This window comes from Nonomuraea sp. NPDC052116 (assembly GCF_040680035.1).
In the GTDB taxonomy this organism is placed as follows: Bacteria; Actinomycetota; Actinomycetes; order Streptosporangiales; family Streptosporangiaceae; genus Nonomuraea; species Nonomuraea angiospora_A.
In genome coordinates this window covers 426,562-444,250 of record NZ_JBFAWA010000002.1, presented here as the reverse complement: position 1 = coordinate 444,250, position 17,689 = coordinate 426,562, and the positions used below count along the sequence as shown (strand labels likewise).

20 protein-coding genes are annotated in these 17,689 nt (G+C 70.4%); 10 read left to right on the top strand and 10 right to left on the bottom strand.

Annotated features, from left to right (window positions below):
- Window positions 1-2: 2 nt before the first annotated feature.
- Complete coding sequence (locus AB0L65_RS04940) at window positions 3-731, bottom strand: enoyl-CoA hydratase family protein (RefSeq protein ID WP_364240317.1); 729 nt, start codon at window positions 729-731, stop codon at window positions 3-5.
- Between the two features lie 46 nt (window positions 732-777).
- On the opposite strand from AB0L65_RS04940, the gene AB0L65_RS04935 reads away from it, so the two are divergent.
- Window positions 778-1,527 carry an SDR family oxidoreductase gene (locus tag AB0L65_RS04935; protein WP_364240315.1) on the top strand — a complete coding sequence of 250 codons (750 nt, stop codon included), beginning with the start codon at window positions 778-780 and terminating at the stop codon, window positions 1,525-1,527.
- A gap of 31 nt (window positions 1,528-1,558) precedes the next feature.
- Window positions 1,559-2,461: an SDR family oxidoreductase gene (locus tag AB0L65_RS04930; protein ID WP_350724581.1), complete on the top strand. Its 903-nt coding sequence runs from the start codon at window positions 1,559-1,561 to the stop codon at window positions 2,459-2,461.
- Window positions 2,462-2,471: 10 nt separating this feature from the next.
- On the opposite strand, the gene AB0L65_RS04925 is transcribed toward AB0L65_RS04930, so the two are convergent.
- Window positions 2,472-3,125, bottom strand: coding sequence for an NIPSNAP family protein (locus AB0L65_RS04925; RefSeq protein ID WP_364240313.1), 654 nt, complete (start codon window positions 3,123-3,125; stop codon window positions 2,472-2,474).
- A 199-nt stretch (window positions 3,126-3,324) separates the two neighbouring features.
- Here AB0L65_RS04925 and AB0L65_RS04920 point away from each other — a divergent pair, with 199 nt between their 5' ends.
- Window positions 3,325-3,612 (top strand): hypothetical protein, encoded by a 288-nt coding sequence (locus AB0L65_RS04920; protein ID WP_363967754.1) that lies wholly within the window; start codon window positions 3,325-3,327, stop codon window positions 3,610-3,612.
- A gap of 44 nt (window positions 3,613-3,656) precedes the next feature.
- On the top strand, window positions 3,657-3,923 hold the full coding sequence (locus AB0L65_RS04915; RefSeq protein WP_350724587.1) for a hypothetical protein: 267 nt from the start codon (window positions 3,657-3,659) through the stop codon (window positions 3,921-3,923).
- Between the two features lie 64 nt (window positions 3,924-3,987).
- Here AB0L65_RS04915 and AB0L65_RS04910 read toward each other — a convergent pair whose 3' ends face one another.
- Window positions 3,988-4,182, bottom strand: a complete 195-nt coding sequence (locus tag AB0L65_RS04910; protein ID WP_364240311.1) for a hypothetical protein — start codon at window positions 4,180-4,182, stop codon at window positions 3,988-3,990.
- A 124-nt stretch (window positions 4,183-4,306) separates the two neighbouring features.
- Between AB0L65_RS04910 and AB0L65_RS04905 the strand changes: the two genes are divergently transcribed.
- Complete coding sequence (locus AB0L65_RS04905; protein ID WP_364240309.1) at window positions 4,307-4,492, top strand: hypothetical protein; 186 nt, start codon at window positions 4,307-4,309, stop codon at window positions 4,490-4,492.
- Window positions 4,493-4,585: 93 nt separating this feature from the next.
- Here AB0L65_RS04905 and AB0L65_RS04900 read toward each other — a convergent pair whose 3' ends face one another.
- From AB0L65_RS04900 to AB0L65_RS04885, 4 genes are all read right to left on the bottom strand, one after another.
- Entirely contained in the window at window positions 4,586-5,881 is a 1,296-nt protein-coding gene (locus AB0L65_RS04900) for a DUF2252 domain-containing protein (protein WP_364240307.1), read from the bottom strand.
- A gap of 88 nt (window positions 5,882-5,969) precedes the next feature.
- Complete coding sequence (locus AB0L65_RS04895; protein WP_364240306.1) at window positions 5,970-6,740, bottom strand: SDR family oxidoreductase; 771 nt, start codon at window positions 6,738-6,740, stop codon at window positions 5,970-5,972.
- 11 nt (window positions 6,741-6,751) lie between these two features.
- Window positions 6,752-7,921 (bottom strand): acyl-CoA dehydrogenase family protein, encoded by a 1,170-nt coding sequence (locus AB0L65_RS04890; RefSeq protein ID WP_364240305.1) that lies wholly within the window; start codon window positions 7,919-7,921, stop codon window positions 6,752-6,754.
- Between the two features lie 49 nt (window positions 7,922-7,970).
- A complete protein-coding gene (locus tag AB0L65_RS04885) occupies window positions 7,971-8,492 on the bottom strand; it encodes a flavin reductase family protein (RefSeq protein WP_364240582.1) in 522 nt (173 codons plus the stop codon).
- A gap of 299 nt (window positions 8,493-8,791) precedes the next feature.
- Between AB0L65_RS04885 and AB0L65_RS04880 the strand changes: the two genes are divergently transcribed.
- The 5 genes from AB0L65_RS04880 to AB0L65_RS04860 all read left to right on the top strand — a co-directional run bounded on the left by AB0L65_RS04880 (window position 8,792) and on the right by AB0L65_RS04860 (window position 14,023).
- Window positions 8,792-9,961 (top strand): acetyl-CoA acetyltransferase, encoded by a 1,170-nt coding sequence (locus tag AB0L65_RS04880; RefSeq protein ID WP_364240303.1) that lies wholly within the window; start codon window positions 8,792-8,794, stop codon window positions 9,959-9,961.
- Window positions 9,958-10,404, top strand: a complete 447-nt coding sequence (locus AB0L65_RS04875) for an OB-fold domain-containing protein (protein ID WP_364240301.1) — start codon at window positions 9,958-9,960, stop codon at window positions 10,402-10,404. The genes AB0L65_RS04880 and AB0L65_RS04875 overlap by 4 nt, the downstream gene beginning before the upstream one ends.
- Before the next feature lie 1,145 nt (window positions 10,405-11,549).
- Window positions 11,550-12,287 carry a GntR family transcriptional regulator gene (locus AB0L65_RS04870; protein WP_313044680.1) on the top strand — a complete coding sequence of 246 codons (738 nt, stop codon included), beginning with the start codon at window positions 11,550-11,552 and terminating at the stop codon, window positions 12,285-12,287.
- Between the two features lie 208 nt (window positions 12,288-12,495).
- Window positions 12,496-13,098, top strand: coding sequence for a GNAT family N-acetyltransferase (locus tag AB0L65_RS04865; protein WP_364240299.1), 603 nt, complete (start codon window positions 12,496-12,498; stop codon window positions 13,096-13,098).
- A 244-nt stretch (window positions 13,099-13,342) separates the two neighbouring features.
- Window positions 13,343-14,023: a copper homeostasis protein CutC gene (locus AB0L65_RS04860; protein ID WP_364240297.1), complete on the top strand. Its 681-nt coding sequence runs from the start codon at window positions 13,343-13,345 to the stop codon at window positions 14,021-14,023.
- A 9-nt stretch (window positions 14,024-14,032) separates the two neighbouring features.
- Here AB0L65_RS04860 and AB0L65_RS04855 read toward each other — a convergent pair whose 3' ends face one another.
- Genes AB0L65_RS04855 through AB0L65_RS04845 form a run of 3 tightly spaced genes read right to left on the bottom strand, consistent with a single transcriptional unit; the run spans window position 14,033 to window position 17,628 of the window.
- Window positions 14,033-15,178, bottom strand: a complete 1,146-nt coding sequence (locus AB0L65_RS04855; protein WP_364240295.1) for an aldolase — start codon at window positions 15,176-15,178, stop codon at window positions 14,033-14,035.
- Window positions 15,162-16,463 (bottom strand): FAD-dependent oxidoreductase, encoded by a 1,302-nt coding sequence (locus tag AB0L65_RS04850; RefSeq protein WP_364240293.1) that lies wholly within the window; start codon window positions 16,461-16,463, stop codon window positions 15,162-15,164. The genes AB0L65_RS04855 and AB0L65_RS04850 overlap by 17 nt, the downstream gene beginning before the upstream one ends.
- A 19-nt stretch (window positions 16,464-16,482) precedes the next feature.
- Window positions 16,483-17,628 carry an AMP-binding protein gene (locus tag AB0L65_RS04845; RefSeq protein ID WP_364240291.1) on the bottom strand — a complete coding sequence of 382 codons (1,146 nt, stop codon included), beginning with the start codon at window positions 17,626-17,628 and terminating at the stop codon, window positions 16,483-16,485.
- Window positions 17,629-17,689 lie beyond the last annotated feature (61 nt).

Here is a 17,689-nt window from a genome sequence, read left to right as displayed (position 1 = left end):
GGTCACGTGAATCGCTCCCTGTGCCGGTCTCCGGCGCCCATCAGGTTCAGCTCGAAGGTGAAGCCCTGCTCGAAGCGGTAGCTGCGCTTGACGTCCACGGGGTCGATGCCGTTGAGAGACTCCTTGGCGCGGCGGATCACGTACGGGTCCTTCGCGGCGATCTGCCCCGCCACCTCCAGCGCCGCGTCACGCAGCTTGTCGCGCGGCGCCACCTCCAGCACCGACCCGAACGCGTGCAGCTCGGCCGCCGTCACGTTCCTGCACGTGTAGACCATGGCCCGCATCAGGTGCTGCGGCACCAGCCTGGCCAGGTGCGTGGCCGCGCCCAGCGCGCCCCTGTCCACCTCGGGCAGCCCGAAGTACGCGTCGTCGCTGGCCACCACGATGTCGGCGTTCCCCGCCAGGCCGACGCCGCCGCCCAGGCAGTGGCCGTGCACCGCCGCGACCACCGGCACCGCGCACTCGTAGACCGCCGCGAACGCCGCGTAACACGCCCGGTTGACCCCGACCAGCGCCTCGTATCCCTCGGCGTCCCGCAGCTCCTTGATGTCGACCCCGGCGTTGAACCCGCGCCCCTCGGCCCGCAGCACCACCACCCTGGTCTCCGGGTCCTCCCCGGCCCGCCGGACGGTCCAGGCCAGCTCCTCCCAGCCGTGCACGGTCAACGCGTTCACCGGTGGCACGTCCATGACCACCTCGGCGATCGGCCCGGCCCGCAGAGTGATCCCCATGAGACTCCCTGGTTGCACCTAACGCTTGCTTGGTACGGTAGCACCCGTGACCGTGACTTACGACTACACGGGCAGGGCCGTCCTGGTGACCGGCGGCACCCAGGGCATCGGCGCGGGGATCGCCCGCGCCTTCCGGGAGGCGGGCGCCGACGTGACGGTCTGCGCCCGGCGCGAGCCGGCCGCCCCGGCGCCGGGGATCCGGTTCGCGCGGGCCGACGTGCGGGTGGCCGAGGACGTCGAGCGGCTGATGTCCGGGTTCGACCGGCTGGACGTGGTGGTCAACAACGCCGGCGGCTCGCCGTACGCGCCGCTCGACGGCACCTCGCCGCGCCTGCACGCCCGGGTCGTCGAGCTCAACCTGACGGCCCCGCTGCTGGTCTCGCAGTTCGCGTATCCGCTGCTCGCCGCCGCCGGCGGGGCGATCGTGATGATCGGCAGCGCCAGCGGCGCCCGCCCCTCGCCCGGCACCTCCGCGTACGGCGCCGCCAAGGCCGGGCTGCACCACCTGGCCCGCTGCCTGGCCGCCGAGTGGGCCCCGGAGGTGCGCGTCAACACGGTCGTCGTCGGCCTCGCCGCGACCGAGAACACCACCGGGAACGCCGCCTCCCACTACGGCGGACAGGAGGACGGGATGGGGGCGGCCATCCCGTCGGGCCGGATGGCGACGCCCGCCGACGTGGCCGCGGCCTGCCTGTGGCTGGCCGCGCCCGGCTACGTCACGGGCGCGGAGGTACGGGTGGACGGCGGCGGCGAAATCCCTGCCTGGCGGCACCTGGCCTCCAGCGACATTTCCTGATATCTCTGCATGATCCTTCTGGGAGGTCTGTGTGGGAATCTGTGCTGGCCGCGTGGTGATCGTGACGGGCGCCGGACGGGGGATCGGGAGGGAGCACGCGCTGGAGTTCGCCCGGCAGGGCGCCCGCGTCGTGGTGAACGACCTCGGCACGGGCCCCGGCGGCGAGGGCGCCTCGGGAGGCCCCGCGCTGGAGGTGGTCGCGGAGATCGAGGCGCTCGGCGGCCAGGCGGTGGCCAACTGCGACGACGTGTCCGACTGGGGCGGCGCGGCCCGGCTGGTCAAGACCGCCGTCAGCGCGTACGGCCGCCTCGACGTCCTGGTGAACAACGCGGGCTTCGTCAGGGACCGGATGCTCGTCTCCATGACCGAGCAGGAGTGGGACGACGTCGTCCGCGTCCATCTCAAGGGCCACTTCCTGCCGTTGCGCCACGCAGCGGCGTACTGGCGGGAGAGCGCCAAGGCGGGCGAGCGCGTCACGGGCCGGGTGATCAACACCTCGTCCGGCGCGGGCCTGCTGGGCAGCGTCGGCCAGGCCAACTACTCGGCCGCCAAGGCGGGCATCGCGGCGCTGACCCAGGTGGCCGCGGCCGAGCTGGGCAGGTACGGCGTGACGGTGAACGCCGTCGCCCCCGCCGCCCGCACCCGCATGACCGAGGAGGTGTTCGCCGCGACCATGGCCAGGCCGGAGTCCGGCTTCGACCCCATGGACCCGGCCAACATCGCCCCGCTCGTCGTCTGGCTCGGCTCCGAGGGATCGGGTCACGTGACGGGGCGGGTGTTCGAGGTGGAGGGCGGCTCGATCGCCCTGGCCACGGGCTGGCGCCACGGCGAGCGGGCCGAGCGCGGCGCCCGCTGGGACCCCGCGGCCGTCGGCGACGCGGTCGCCGGGCTCCTGGCCGCAGCCCCGTCGCCGGAGCCCGTGTACGGGACGTGAGCCGGACGGGTCAGCGCATGGCCGAACGGGCGGTCGGGCGGAGCAGGATGCGCTCGGGGGCGGCCGTCAGGCGGGGCTTCAGCATCGGGAGGTCCACCTCCCGCTCCTCCTCGGCCGGGTCGAAGCGGGCGAGCCACACGAAGACGTTCTCCCCGGTCCGGATCGGAAGGCGGGGGAAGGTGTTCTCCGAGTGCTCCGTCTCCAGGCACGCGACGGGCGGCACTCCGGCCTCGGCCAGCACGGGCGCGACCTCACGGGCGAAGAAGGCGGAGAAGCCGTCCTCGACGTGGTAGATCGTGGCGGCGTACAGGGACTCCGGCAGCTCGGTCGCGCCCGCGGGCGGCCGCTCCCAGGCGGGCGGCTCGGCCCCCACGGAGTGCAGGAGGAGCACGTCGTCGCTGTCGATCATGGTGGCGTTGGCGGCGTCCCGATGGGCCTGCCACACGGGACCGCCGTAGAAGGCCTCCAGCGCGTCCTTGCGCGCCGCCATGGACGGGAACGCGCGAAGCCAGGCGAACCGGTCGGGCGCGCCCTCGTCGCGGAAGGTGCCGGTGACCCGCATGCCCGTCGCCTCCTGGGTCTCCACGAATTCGCGCTCGAACAGCTCGATCAAGGTGTCCCGCTGCCCGGGCAGCAGCGTGTACTGGCGTAGTTCGAAGATCATGCGGCGGACGTTAGGTCCCGGTCACTGACATCCTCTGTCAGCGTATTGGGCGAATAATATTCTGGTAACTCATAGCTACCGATCGACAACTCACAGTTATATGCTCGCTGTGACCTTGATCTCCTGCGGTCAAGAAAGGTCAAAGGGGCGGCGTGCCCGTGCTCGCCGGCCCTGAACCCTACCGGCGAAGGAGCAGAAGTTGATCAAAAGAGTGTGCGCCGCCGCAGCCGTGCTGGCCGCGGCCGTCGGCGGCGCACTCCTGGCTGCCCCGGCTCACGCCGACGACGACTGGTTGGGGCCGCTGAGCGGCGACACCCGCGCCGGCAACTGGAGCGGCAACAGCGACTCGTCCCAGTCGGGAAACAACTTCGGGAATGTCACCGGCGTCAACCGCGGCAGAGAGTTCTCGACCAACGTCAACAACGTCAACGGCATCGCGCCGACCGCCACCAACGGCGGCATCACGGTGACCTACATCTTCTACTGACCGGCTGACGTCCAAAGCCAACACGATCTGAAAGGACCATGACCATGGTGAAGAAGCTCTGCGTGACCGGTCTCGTCGCCGCCGCCGCTGCCGGGGTGACCCTGCTGGCGGCCCCCGCGTACGCGGACGTCAACGCGGGTAACTCCAGCTCCAACCGCAGCTCCTCGCAGTCGGGCAACAACTTCGGCAACGTCGTCAGCAGCAATGTGAGCGGCCGCGGCGCGACCAGCGTCAACAACGTCAACGGCAACGCCGCGACCGCCGCCAACCGCAGCATCGTGGGCATCGAGGACATGGTCGAGATCGACTAGCCGAGAGGCGCACACCAGCCCCGGACCAGGTCGATCTCGTGGAGAAGGCGCTCGCCGCCGTACCTCAGCCCCTTCTCCACGCCAGGGTCGACCTGGTCCGGCTATCCGGAGGCGAGAGCCCGGCCGAGTCCTTCACCCACAGGCGCAGCAGCCCCCTGAAGTGCTCGACGAAGCGGTCACGCTCATGGGCCGGGTACGTGGCGGTCACGGTGTCCACCAGTAACCGGTCGAACTCGGCCCCGGCCACCCACTCCAGCACCACCTCGTCGATGTGCGCCAGGCGGTCCTGGCAGAACTCGTGGTAGCGCTCGGTCTCGAAGTACGCGTCGGCCAGCCGGCGGTATCGTCACCACCTCCTCGCCCACGGACGGCGACAGGAACGCGTGATCGACGACGTAGCGGGCGTGCATCGGCTCCTCGGGCCTGAAGCGCATGACCATGGTCTCCACGCCGATCGACAGCGACCTGGCGAACGCGTCGTACCCGTCGATGGCCTGCTGGAGGTGCATGAGCATCTCGCCGCTCTGGTCGTAGGCCCGGTGCAGCTCGTCCCGGTCGCGCACGAGTGACACGCCGCGCCAGGCCCCGCCGTCGTAGGGCTTCATGAACAGCGGGTAGCCGATCCGCTCCGCGACCTCGTCCAGGTCGAAGGGCTCGTTGGGTCAGACGCCAGGGAGCCGGCCGTTGCGGAACAGGTCGACGAACCGTTGATGGTCTTCCCGGGCCTGTGCCCCGTACCGGTGGGCGAAATCCACCAGCATCCCGATAAATCCGGGTTTGTCGTTGCCGATGACCGCCACGATCGCCTCCTCCGTCGAGAAGTCGACCAGGTCGTGACTGGACTCGTCGTCGGCCACCGAGTGCATGCGCGCCACCGCCCGCCCCAGGTCCTGCACGATCGAGCGCAGCTCGGCCGGCTCGTTCACGTCGTCCCAGCCCAGGTCCGCCGAGTAAGGCGACACCTCGGCCACGAGTTGGCCCACCCCGTTGAGCGTCGTGTATCCCAGCCAGGGATCGGCGTACGCCTGCAGCGCCCGCTGCGACTCCGCCGTGCGATGCCCCTGGTGCAGGAAGTACGAGGCCACCTTCTCGTCGGTGACGTGACGGGCCACCGCGGGCACGGCCGCCTGCTTCATGTAGAGGATGACGTCGTTCTCCAGCGCCTGCGAGCGCCCTTCGAGCAGCAGGTTGTACGAGGGCAGCCCCGCGGAGCCGATGCCCACGCCCTTGCGCAGCGCCACATCCTTGATCACGTGCTCGACCGGGTTGGCCTGCACGGGCAGCGTGGTCAGGTACTCCTCGAACGCGGCCAGCACCGCCTTCCTGGTCGCCGCGTCCACCGGCTCCCGCCCCTCCATGAGTGCGAACCGCCGGTCGTAGTCGTCGATCACGGTCTCTATGTCCAGCAGCGCCACCCGTGTGCTGAGCCGCGCCGTCTGGAGCACCCGGTGCAGCACGCCGCTGGTGGTCTCCAGGGTGAGCGAGCCGATCGCCTCGTCCCCGCCCGCGGCGAGGGCCCCCAGCTCGACCAGGTACGCGGCGGCGAAGTCGGTGACGAGCACGCTGATCGAGTCGTCGGACAGCGCCTTGGCGTAGCCGATGAGCGCCACGCTGGCGGCGAAGCGCTTGAGGTCCCAGACATACGGGCCCACGTAGGCCTCGTCGAAGTCGTTGACGTTGAAGACGAGGACGCCGGAGGCGTTCATGTACGTGCCGAAGTTCTCGGCGTGCAGGTCGCCGTGGATCCAGACCCGGCTGGTGGGTTCGTCCAGGTAGGAACGGTCCGCGTAGGACTCGGCCATGTCCGCGTAGAACAGGCAGGCACTGCCCCGGTAGAACGCGAACGGAGAGGCCGCCATTTTCCGAAATTTCCGCCTAAAAGCCGCGGGGTCTCGCTTGATCGACTCGCCGAACTCTGCCATGAGGACATCGAGCAGGAAGGAGGAGCGTGCGCCCATGCCTCGGACACTAGATCCCCGGGACCTTGCCGACCACCCTGATCTTTCCCTGACAGGCCCGCGTCAGGGTAGGCGCGGACGTCCCACGTCAGGGGTGCTGCGAGGAGACCGAGACCACCTCGCCCGTCATGTACGACGAGTAGTCGCTGGCCAGGAAGACGATCACGTTCGCCACCTCCCACGGCTCCGCCGACCGCCCGAACGCCTCCTTGGCCGCCAGCTCCGCCAGCAGCTCCTCGCCGGTCACCTTCGCCAGGAACGGGTGCACCGCCAGCGAGGGCGCCACCGCGTTCACCCGCACGCCGTGCTCGGCGGCCTCCAGCGCGACGCACCTGGTCAGCGCCATCACCCCGGCCTTGGCGGCGGCGTAGTGCGACTGCCCGCGCTGGGCCCGCCAGCCGATCACCGAGGCGTTGTTCACGATGACGCCGGAGCCCTGGGCGATCATCTGCCTGAGGGCGGCCCTGGTGCAGCGCATGGTGCCGTTGAGGGTGACGTCGATGACCGTGTGCCACTGCTCGTCGGACATCTCGGCCAGCGGCGCCGTACCGCCGAGACCGGCGTTGTTGACCACCACGTCGAGCCTGCCGTGCGCCTCCACCACCGCGTCGAACAGCGCCAGCACCTGCGCCTCTGACGTCACGTCGCACGGCACGGCCAGCGGTTTGACGCCGGTGAGCTCGGTCAGCGCGTCGGCGGCGGCGGCCAGGCGGCGCTCGTGCCGGTCCGAGACGACGATCGTGGCGCCCTCCTCGGCACAGCGCCTCGCGGTCGCGTAGCCGATGCCCGCCCCAGCGGCGGCCGTCACGAGCGTCACCTTGCCGTCGAGCAGTCCGTGCGCCTTCGGGTACGGGGGCATCCGTGCTCCAATCAGCGGGGGAGTCCCAGGGTGCGCTCGGCGATGATGTTCCGCTGGATCTCGCTGGATCCGGCATAGATCGTGTCGGCGCGGCTGAACAGGTAGAGCCGCTGCAACTCATTGAACTCGCCCTGCCCGGCCTCACCGGCCCGGCCGTCCTGGGCGTCTTGGGTGGGCTCGGTCACCAGCCCTGCCTTCCCCTGCACGGCCTGTGCCAGCTCGCCCAGCCTCCGGTGCCACTCCGACCAGTAGAGCTTGGCGATCGACACCTCGGGCCCCGGGTTCGGCCGCCGCAGCATCCGGAGCGCGTTCAGCCGCATGATCTCCAGCTCCAGCCACGACTGGACGAGCCTGTCACGCAGCACCGGATCATCGATCGCGCCCGTCCGTCCGGCGGTCTCGACGACCTTGGCCAGCTCCCGCCTGAACCCGATCTGCTGCCCGAGCGTCGAGGCCCCCCGCTCGTAGCCGAGCGTGGCCATCGCGACCCGCCAGCCGTCGCCCGGCGCTCCGAGGATGTTCCCCGCCGCCGTGCGCGCGCCGTCGAAGAACACCTCGTTGAACTCCGACGTACCGGTGAGCTGCACGATCGGCCGCACGTCCACCCCTGGTTGGTCCATGGGGACGAGCAGGTACGACAGCCCCTTGTGCCGCTGCGAGCCGGGCTCGGTACGGCACAGCACGAAGCACCAGTCGGCCACGTGCGCCAGCGACGTCCACACCTTCTGCCCGGTGACGACCCACTCGCCGCCTTCCAGGTGCGCCTTCGTCTGCACGTTGGCCAGGTCGGAGCCCGCCTCGGGCTCGGAGTAGCCCTGGCACCAGAGCTCGTCGCCGCGCTGGATCGGCGGCAGGAAGCGGTCCTTCTGCTCGTCGGTGCCGAACTCGAGGATGGTCGGGCCGATCAGCCCCTCGCCGATGTGGCCCACCCTGGCGGGGGCGTCGGCCCTGGCGTACTCCTCGTAGAAGGCGACCTGGTCCTCCAGGGACGCGGCGCGGCCGCCGTACCGCTCGGGCCAGCCCAGGCAGGTCCAGCCGGCCTTGCCGAGGTGGCGCTCCCACGCCTGGCGCAGTTCGTGGCCCTCGTGCTCGCGCCCGGGCCCGCCGAGCCCTCTGACGTGCGCGAACTCGCCGCTCAGCGCCTCCTCCAGCCAGACCCGTGCCTCTCCCCGCAGCCCCATCGCGCCTTGGGGAGCGTGCTCGCTGTGTCCTGACCACCCTGCGCGCCCATCAGAGACGCTCAACGAAGCCTCCGTAGCCCCCGCGGAAGAACAGCAGCGGGCCACCTTCGGAGTGCGTGTCGAGCTGGAGCACCCGGGCCACCACGATCATGTGGTCACCCGCCGGGTGCTCGGCCTCGATCGCGCAGTCGATCCAGGCCAGCGCACCTTCGAGCACCGGGTTGCCACCGGGGGAGCCGGTCCACTCCAGGCCCGCGAACTTGTCGCCGCCCTTGGTCGCCATCTGGGCGCACACCTCCTGCTGGTGCTCGGCCAGCACGTTCACGGTGATGACCTTCGCGCCGCGCACCTTGGGCCAGCTGGTGCTGGTGTAGGCGACGCAGAACGCCACCAGGGGCGGGTCGAGCGAGACCGAGGTGAAGGAGTTGGCCGCCAGGCCGGACGGCAGGCCGTTCATCGGATCGACCGCCGTGATCGCCACCACACCGGTCGCGAACCTCCCGAGCACCTGCCGGAAGCGGCGGCTGTCGAGGTGACCGTTCGCGCTGTGAGGTGAAGGGCCGGTCGGCATGGCGGCTCCGTTGCGAATCCTGCGCTGAGGGGGCGTCGGAAGGCCGCGACAGCCGTCCGGCGCGACGAGCCGGGCAGCGTGTGTGCTCATGGTCCGCCTCCTAGTCCACCGTCTGCGCTCTATCATACCAAGCGCTTGCTTGGACGGTAGGGCGAACCGGGAAACCATGTCAAGTTCGCATGCCCCACGGCGGGTAACGAGCCGCTGGCACCTGGTCGCGCACCTCGCCCACCCCCACCCGGGCGACCGGTGGGTGGGTGCGTTGACATGGGGGAAATTTCCGGCCTAACGTGACGTTTGTGCCCAAGCGCTTGCTTGATATCCGGGACCGCACCGCGATAGCCGGGGTCGGCTACACCCCCTTCACGAAGGACTCGGGCGTCAGCACCCTCACGCTGGCCTGCCGTGCCGTGCTGGCCGCGCTGGAGGACGCGGGGCTGTCGGTGGACGAGGTGGACGGGTTGGCCACGCACCGCGTCGGCGACTCCGCCGCACCCACGCTGGTGGCCCCCGCGCTGGGCCTGACCGACCTCGCCTGGCACCTCGACCAGTTCGGTGGCGGCAGTGTCTCGCACGCGGTCGTCGGTCAGGCGGCGCTGGCGGTGGCGGCCGGGGTGGCCGAGACGGTGGTGTGCTACCGGGCCATCAACGCCCGTTCCGAGTTCCGCATGGGCGGTACCGGCCGGGGTGTGCCGGCGAGCCCGGAGGTGCAGTATCAAGCGCCGTACGGGTATGTGGCGCCGCCGCAGCAGTACGCCATGTTCGCCCGAGCGCACATGCTGAAATATGGCACTCAAGCGGAGCATTTCGGGCAACTAGCCGTCACCCAGCGCGCCAACGCGGCCAAGAACCCGCGTGCCCTGATGCGCACCCCCATCACGCTCGACGACTATCTGGCGAGCAGGTGGATCGCGGAGCCGTTCCGGCTGCTGGACTGCTGCCTGGAGACGGACGGAGCCTGCGCCGTGGTCGTCACCACGGCAGAACGCGCCCGCGCTCTCCGCCGCCCCCCGGTGCTGATCTCGGCCGCGGCCTGGGGCGGCGGCACGTCCCACCTCTCGGGCCCGACCGCCGACCCCACGGTGACCGCGGCCGCCGCCCTGGCCCCCCGCCTCTACGCGCAGGCCGGGCTGGGGCCGGCGGACATCGACGTGGCCGAGCTGTACGACTGCTTCACGTACTCGGTGATCGTCCAGCTCGAGGACTACGGGTTCTGCGAGAAGGGCGAGGGCGGCCCGTACGTGGCCTCGGGCGCGACGGCGCCGGACGGCCCGCTCCCGGTCAACACCCACGGCGGCTTCCTGTCCGAGGGCTACGTCCACGGCATCAACCACATCGCCGAGGCGGTGTCCCAGCTCAGAGGCGACGCCGGGGACCGCCAGGTGCCCGGAGCCGAGGTCGCGCTGTCCACGGCCCAGCCCGGCTACATCCTGCCGGCCACCTCCGCCCTGATCCTGAGGAGATCATGATGACGGCCTACCGGCCCGAACCCGACCGGGACTCCAGCCAGTGGTGGGAGCGGGTCGCCGGGCAGGAATTCGCCGTGCAGGAGTGCGACGGGTGCGGGGCGGTGCGTTTCCCGGCGCGGGCGTTCTGTCCCGAGTGCCGCACGGAGGCGTGGCACTGGCGGGACGTGGAGCCCGAGGGGGTGGTCGAGAGCTGGATCGTCAACCATCAGCCGTTCATGCCGGGGTTCGGGGTGCCGTACGTGGTGGTGATGGTCCGGCTGGCGGCGGTGCCGGGGTGTTTCGTGTACGGGAACTGGTGCGGCGACGGCTCTCCAGAGGCCGGCCGGCGGGTGCGGGCCGCCTACCGCCGGGTCGACGAGCGGTTGACCCTGGTGGACTGGGTGCCAGTGGAGGATGACGGGAATCTGGATGATCATCCGGTCCAGCGCAAATCCTCCCGCTAGTTGACCTTGTTCCGGAAATTGGATTGGTACCGGAAAATCCCACCAGTCCCACCATCACGAAGGGGCCCACAGGTTCGGCTCCGAGGGTTGATGATGATGTCAGAAGGCGTCGACGCGGACGGCTCGGACTGGCGGCGAACGATGACTGATGGGATCTCGGTGACACACGTGACCTGCGGGTCACGAGTCGCGATCCCGCCTGCCCGCCGGTCCTCGACGGAACCACCCAGCCGGTCGTGCCGTGCCGTGACGGCGCCCGGCCCCGCACACCGGAGAAGCGTCTCCCTGGACGGGGCCCGGCCGTGGTCGGTGGGTGGGGTCGCCCGTGGCGACCGTAAAAAATGGGCTGCGCCGTTCTGGGCGGCGGCGAGTGCTTCGGGGTCGGCGAGGAACCTTGGTGACGTGCGCATCCGGAGGGCGGCGGGCACCTGGGGATCGGCGAGGACCCGAAGGCCGGCGAGCGCCCGGGAATCGGCGCGGACGGCGGTCACCCACGCGCCTGGAGCGCGGGATCCGCCTGGAAGGGCACGGCCCCCGCCCATGGCGGGAAGGCGCGAGGCCCTGCGTTGGTCCCTTGGAGGAAAACGCGCCCTGGCGGGCGTGGGGGACCCGCCAGGACGCGCTTCCTGTCCCGTGCGCGACGGCGCCAGGACTCCGGCGAGGGATGGAGTCCTAGACCGTTGGTTCGCGCACGGAGTCGATGGGGGAGTGTGAAAGCTCCCGTTGCCGGTAACGTGCGGCGATGCGTTGAGCTGCACCAACCGGGTCATCAATGGGGTGCGTGACGGGGGCGCCACCCTCCTCATTCCAGACAAAGGATCCGTCATTGCACCACACGGTCAGCTCAGTCAACACCGATAGCTCGCGCACACCGATGCCCATGCTCTGGTAGGTGTGGGTGAACCCCTGGCGACGCAACCCGTAACGCAGTAAACGTGTTGCTACGCAAGGGGAATGCCAGGGCAGGTACGGCGTACCCGTGCGGACCGGCAACACTGGCCTTCACCCCCTCACCGGCCTTTAGATGGATTTGTACCAACGAATGGATGATGGGCCGGTGGAGGTGGTTCGGTCAAGGGGTTGTGGCCTGCTAGAACCAGATCGTCTAAATTGTTGGAACAAAAGGGGTGAAAGTGGCAAGGTCGGTGCTGTATCAGCAGGTGGCTGCGGAGTTGCGTCGGGCCATCTACTCGGGCGTCCTCGGCCCGGGATCACAGCTGCCGACCGAGGCGCAGCTCATGGAAGACCATGGGGTGAGCAGGAACACCGTAAGGCTGGCCCTGGGAGAGCTCGTCAATGAGGGGCTCGTTACGCGCACGCCGCGGCGCGGAACCGTGGTCAGAGACCGCCGACCGCTGCTGATCTATCCGCAGCGGGAGCTGGAGCCACAACCTTCTGGGGAACTGCGGGAAGCCTTCGCCTATGCCGTGGCGCAGGAAGGCCGCGAGCCAAGCCAGTACATCGAGGTGCTGACGGTTTCTCCCGTCGAGGAGATCGCCAGCAGACTGGAGCTGGCGGACGGGGAATTGGCGGTGGTGCGACGCCGTCTGCGTTTCGTGGACGGCCAGCCGTACAACACCAACGATTCCTACTTCCCCCGTGATCTGGTTGCCGACTCCGAAATCGCCAGGCCCGGAGACATCGCGCGAGGGGCGAACCGGGTGCTGGAGGAGCTGGGGCATGCGCAGGTGCGCGTCACCGACGACATCTGGGCCCGTATGCCCAACCAGGAGGAGGCCGAGCGCCTCCAGCTCGAGCTCGGCACGCCAGTCATGGTGTATGTCCGAGTCGGATTCGACGGGGCCGACATGCCAGTGCGTGTCGCGGTGTCGGTGCTGCCCGCCGACAAACATTTGATCAGATACGAGCTCGATGGCCGCTAGCGAGCTCGATTGAAGGGGTGATCCCGCCGGCTGGGGCCGGGCGCAGCGAGAAATTAGCCGCCTCGCTGGCCTAGGGGAGTCGTGCATACTCCCCTAAATCGCCATTTATCCATATATATCGGGTTGAGGCCCCATTTTCGGCTACGCGCACCATTGCTTCATCACGCTTTGCGTATGCGCGTAAACCCTACGCAACGGGAGTTGTATTATGCACACCAACACGCTTCTTCACCCGCTCGCGCTCCGCAGAGCTGAGCCCGAGGACCTTCCCGGCGTGCTCACGCTGCTCGCGGACGCCTCCGAGTGGCTCTACTCGCAAGGAGTGCGGCAGTGGCCGCGCGGGGGCTTCGGCCCCGAGCGCATCGTGCCGCTCATCGAGGAGCGGGTGCTGTTCCTGCTCGAAGACGAGCTCAGATACCTGGACCCCGACGAATCGGCCCCGCCGGTGGCCACGATAGCCGTCGACGACAACGCGGACCCCGAGTTCTGGACACTCGACGACGACCCCGGGGCTGCCCTTTATGTCCACAAGCTCGCCGTGGCCCGTCCCTGGTCCGGCAGCGGCCTCGGAGACGCCCTCCTGGACTGGGCCGGCACCTACGCCCACGCGGCCGGGCTGCCGTGGCTGCGCCTGGACTGCGCCAAGGGGAACTGGCGGCTGCAGGAGTACTACCGCAGGCGCGGGTTCCGCCACGTCCGTACGGTGGACCTTCCCCACCGCGCGTCCGGTGCCCTCTTCGAGCGCCCGTCGCGGGACCAGACCACACCGGCCTTCCGTGACCTGACCATGGCCGAACTCATCTCCGCCTGACATCCCGCACTCATGGCCCCGGTCCCACCGGGATCGGGGCCAAGCGCGCGCCCCGCCCCACAGGGCACGTGGCGGGCTGCGGGCTTGTCCGGTGGGGCCCGGCAGGGGGTTCCGGTTGCGCGGGCGCTGTGGGAGCGTTTGGGGGCCTGGAACGGGCCCTGCGGCGGTGAGAGAGGCCGTTGGCGGGGACTTTTTGGTGTGATCAGCGGCGGAACGGTGCAGAGCACCATATAACCTCTCCTCCATGACCGGATCCCTGCTCGAGGTGATCGCCCTCAACGTGCGTGACGCCGTGGCCGCTGAACAGGGTGGAGCCGACCGGCTGGAGGTCGTCGCCGACATGGCGGCCGACGGGCTGACCCCCTCTCCGGAGACGGTTGCCGCGATCGCCGCGGAGTGCCCCCTCCCTCAGATGGTGATGCTCCGCTGTGACGCCAACTTCATCGCCGACCCCGACGTGCTCGACCGCCTGAGGCGGGACGCCAAGGCGTTGGCGCAGGCGGGGGCGGCGGGGTTCGTGTTCGGGTTCCTCGACGGCTCGGGGAAGGTCGATCTTACGGCGACCGAGGCGCTCATCCACGCCGTCTCGCCGCTCCCGTGGACGTTCCACCGGGCGGTCGATCACGCCGCCGACGTCCAGGCGTCCTGGCGGGCCGTGCGGCTGCTGCCCAACCTGGCCACCGTGCTCACCTCGGGCTCGCCCAACGGGGTGGGGGAGGGGCTGCCGGTGCTGAGGGCGCGCGCCGACGCCGGTGACGGCTCGATCATCCTGGCCGGGGGCGGGCTGAAGCCGGCGCACGTGCCGGCGCTGCTCGACTACGGCATCCGCGCCTTCCACGTGGGCTCCGCCGTGCGGGCGAGCTGGTCCGACCCGGTGGAGTGGCGCCTGGTACGCCAGTGGCGGTCCCTGGTCGAACGCGACTGACCCCGCCCGTCAGCCGGGCAGGGCCGCGTCCGCGCGCCTGAGCGCGGCCACCAGCGTGCGGATCGTGGCGGGCTCGTCCATGAGGCCACCCTCCGCCTCCCGCTGCTCCTCCCACGCTCTCACCCGCTCCTGGTACGCGTCATAGCGCTCCAGATGGAAGGCGTAAACGGTGGCGAACCGGCTCACCAGATGGGAAGGATGCATGTCCCACCCCTGGTAGAAGCCGTGCCCCAGCGAATGCCTGACCAGCTCGGCGTGCCGCCGCCACAGCGCGTGCACGTCACGGGTGAGCCCGGAGGCCGGAGAGGCGGCCAGCGACCCGTCCGACAGCTCCACCCTCGTGCCCGCGAACGCCGTCTGCATCACGTGCCGGGCGTGATCGCACGCCGGATGGTCCAGTCGCTGTTCGTGCGGCGGCAGCCCGATCGCGGCCGTGTAGTCGAAGACCCCGAAATGCGCCGCCGCGAGCCGCCCGCCCAGCGACTCCGCCAGGTCCCCGCGCAGGAAGTGCAGCGTCTGCGGCGCCTCCACCTGCATCTCGAACCGCAGCCGCACCTCCAACTCGTCCTCCAGCCGGGCCAGCACCTCCGTGAACTGACCGAGGTAGGCCTCCATGAGGATCTTGGGAAAGGTCACCGTGAAGCCCGGCGGCAGCTCGCCGGCCCGCCCCATCAGCCCCGAGAGGAACAGGTCGAGCGTGCGCACCGACCGCGCGGGATCCCCGTCGGCGAACGACTTCACCCGAGGCCCCCACCGCCGCGGCAGCGTGCCCGCCGCGTGCATCGTGGCCACCGCCTCGACGGCCTGCGCCACGTGATCGTCCTCCACCAGGTCGGGACGTACGCCGTACCCGTCCTCGAAGTCGATGCGCAGGTCCTCGATCGGCTCCGAGGAGAGCTTCTGGATCACCTTGGGGTGCACGGCGGCGGCCAGCCCGCCGGGCACCCCGAAGACCTCCGCCAGCGCGGCGGGATCGGGCAGGTGCGCCTTGACCAGGGACAGCGCCTGATCGCGCCACTCGGAGAGTGTGCGGATCGAGAACCGGTCGGCCGGGACGTAGACGGTGTGGACCGGCTGCCGGCCCGCGCCGGCGGAGGGATAGCGGGCCTGCTGGACCCGGTAGGCCTCGTCGAACCCCTCAGGAACGGAACGCACGGAGCATTGCCTCCAGGCCGACCAGCTTGACGCGTTCGCCGCGGCCCAGCGACCTGGCCAGCTCGGCCTCGGCCGCCTCGATCGCCAGCCAGTTCTCGTACGTCACGGGACGCACCCCGCGCGCGGCCAGCAGCGCGTCGATGGCCCCGCCGCTCACCCGCGGGCGATCCGAGAGGCCGGCGAGGAGCGTGCGGACCGTTTCCGCCGCGTCGGACTTGTTGGTGCCGATCACCCCGGTGGGACCGCGTTTGAGCCAGCCTGCCACGTATTCGCGGTCGCGCACCCGCCCGGCCTCGTTCGGCACGGTCATGGTCTGCTCCGAGAACGGCACCCCGGGCAGCGGCACGCTCTGGTAGCCCACCGAACGCAGCACCATGCCGACCGGCAGCGTCTCGAACTCGCCCGTGCCGACCACGCGCCCCTCCTCCGACAGGCGGGTGCGTTCGAGCTTGAGGCCCTCCACCCGTTCGGTGCCGAGGATCTCCACGGGCCGCAGCCAGAAGCGCACGTCGAGGCGGCGCGGGCGGCCCACCGGGTTGCGGGCGGCCCACGACTGCAGGACCTTGATGTTGCCCTGGATCTGGCGCGGGAAGTCGACGCCCAGGACGACGGCCTCGTCGGGGCGGACGCAGACGTCGGCGTTGGCCAGCTCGCCCAGCTCGCGCAGCTCCTTCAGGGTGAACTTGGCGTGCTCGGGGCCGCGGCGGCCGATCATGTGGATGGCCTTGACCTGGCTCGCCTCGAGGCGTTCGAGCACGTCGTGCGGCACGTCCGTGGAGCGCAGCTCCTCGTGGGTCTTGGCCAGGACGCGTACGACGTCGACCGCCACGTTGCCGACGCCGATCACCGCGACCTCGGAGCTGTCGAGCGTGAACCGCCCCGGATCGACGTCGGGGTGCCCGCAGTACCAGTTGACGAAGTCGGTCGCCGCCACGCTGCCGGGCAGGTCCTCGCCGGGGATGCCGAGCTTCCTGTCGACCATCGCGCCCGTGCAGTAGACGACCGCGTCGTAGGCGCCCAGCAGGTCCTCGACGGAGACGTGCGCGCCCAGCGTGACGCCGCCGAGGAAGCGGACCTCGGGCAGTTCGAGCACTTTCCGCAGGTAATTCGCGATCGACTTGATCGACGTGTGATCGGGCGCGACGCCGTACCTGACCAGCCCGTACGGGGTCGGCAGGCGTTCGAGGACATCGACCTCGACGGGCTCGGCCGACTGCTTCACCAGAGCCTCGGCCGTGTAGATCCCGGCGGGGCCCGACCCGATGACCGCCACGTGCAACGCCACGCTGCCTCCTAAGACTCGGTTACACGCGTCCCACCAGATGTAACCGGCCGGTGTGATCCAGGTATCCCCGATCGCCGGTCCGGATGAACCCGTCTCTCGCGAACACCGCATGATCGGTGTTCTTGCCAACGTAGCCGCTCATCACAGCCTCGGAGCGGAGGAGTACCTCGCCTTCGTCCTCATCTGACAGTACGCGTCCGCCGGCGCTCCTGATCGACACGTCCACACCGCCCCGGGGCCTGCCGACACAGACCTCGGCGTCCTCGGGCGGGTCGTCGGGCCGGGTGCCGAGCCCCAGCCCGGCTTCGGGGCAGATGTAGCGGTTGCACACAGGCACGCGGTATCTGTCCCGCAACGCCCTGATCAGCTTGGGCGGGGCGGGCGCGCCGGCGGACAGGACGAGGGCCAGGTCCGGCAGGTCCCCGCCGCAGGCCAGGATGCGCGAGAGCTGGTACGGGGTGCCGTGGAGCACCTCGATCCCATGCTCGCGGATCACCTTGATCGCGGCGTCCGGGCTCCATTCGGGCAGGACGTGACAGGTCCGCCCGGTCTGCAGGAACATCGGCAGCCGCGTGGCGAACCCGAGCCGGCCCAGCGGATGCGGCACCAGCCGCGCGTCGCCCGTCCCCCAGCGCGTCCCCGCCCCGTGGGCTCTGATCGCCTCCAGCTGCTTGTTGCCGAACACGACCCCTTTGGGCGGTCCCGTCCTGCCCGAGGTGAACGTGATCACGACCGGTCGTGCGGGGTCCGGCGGGAACGGCGGCGGTGGCGGCTCCCGCCTGCACAGGCTCCCGAGCCGGACGGGGGCGCCGCGCTCGATGGGCAGCGTCACCACGTCGAGCCCGGGCAGCGGCGGGAGCACCCCGGGGGCGGTGATGACGATGGCCGGGTCCAGCCGGGCCAGCAGTTCCGGCCGCTCGGTCCCGATGCCGGCCGTCACCGCGTCGATCTTCGCGGCCGCCACGTAACAGATCACGAACTCGGGCCCGTCCGGGAGCGCCAGCGCCACGACGTCGCCGACGCGCGTCCCCCGATGGGCCAGCCCGGCGGCCACCTGGTCGGAGAGCCGGTCCAGGTCGGCGAAGGTCAGCACGGCGGAGCCGGTGACGACAGCGGCGCGCCCCCCGAATCTACGTGCGGCCTCCCCGGCCAACAGGCGCAACATGGCAGCTCCTGGGGCAGATGGCGCTAATTTGACCCTACCCGCCCTGGAGCCCCGGCAGACG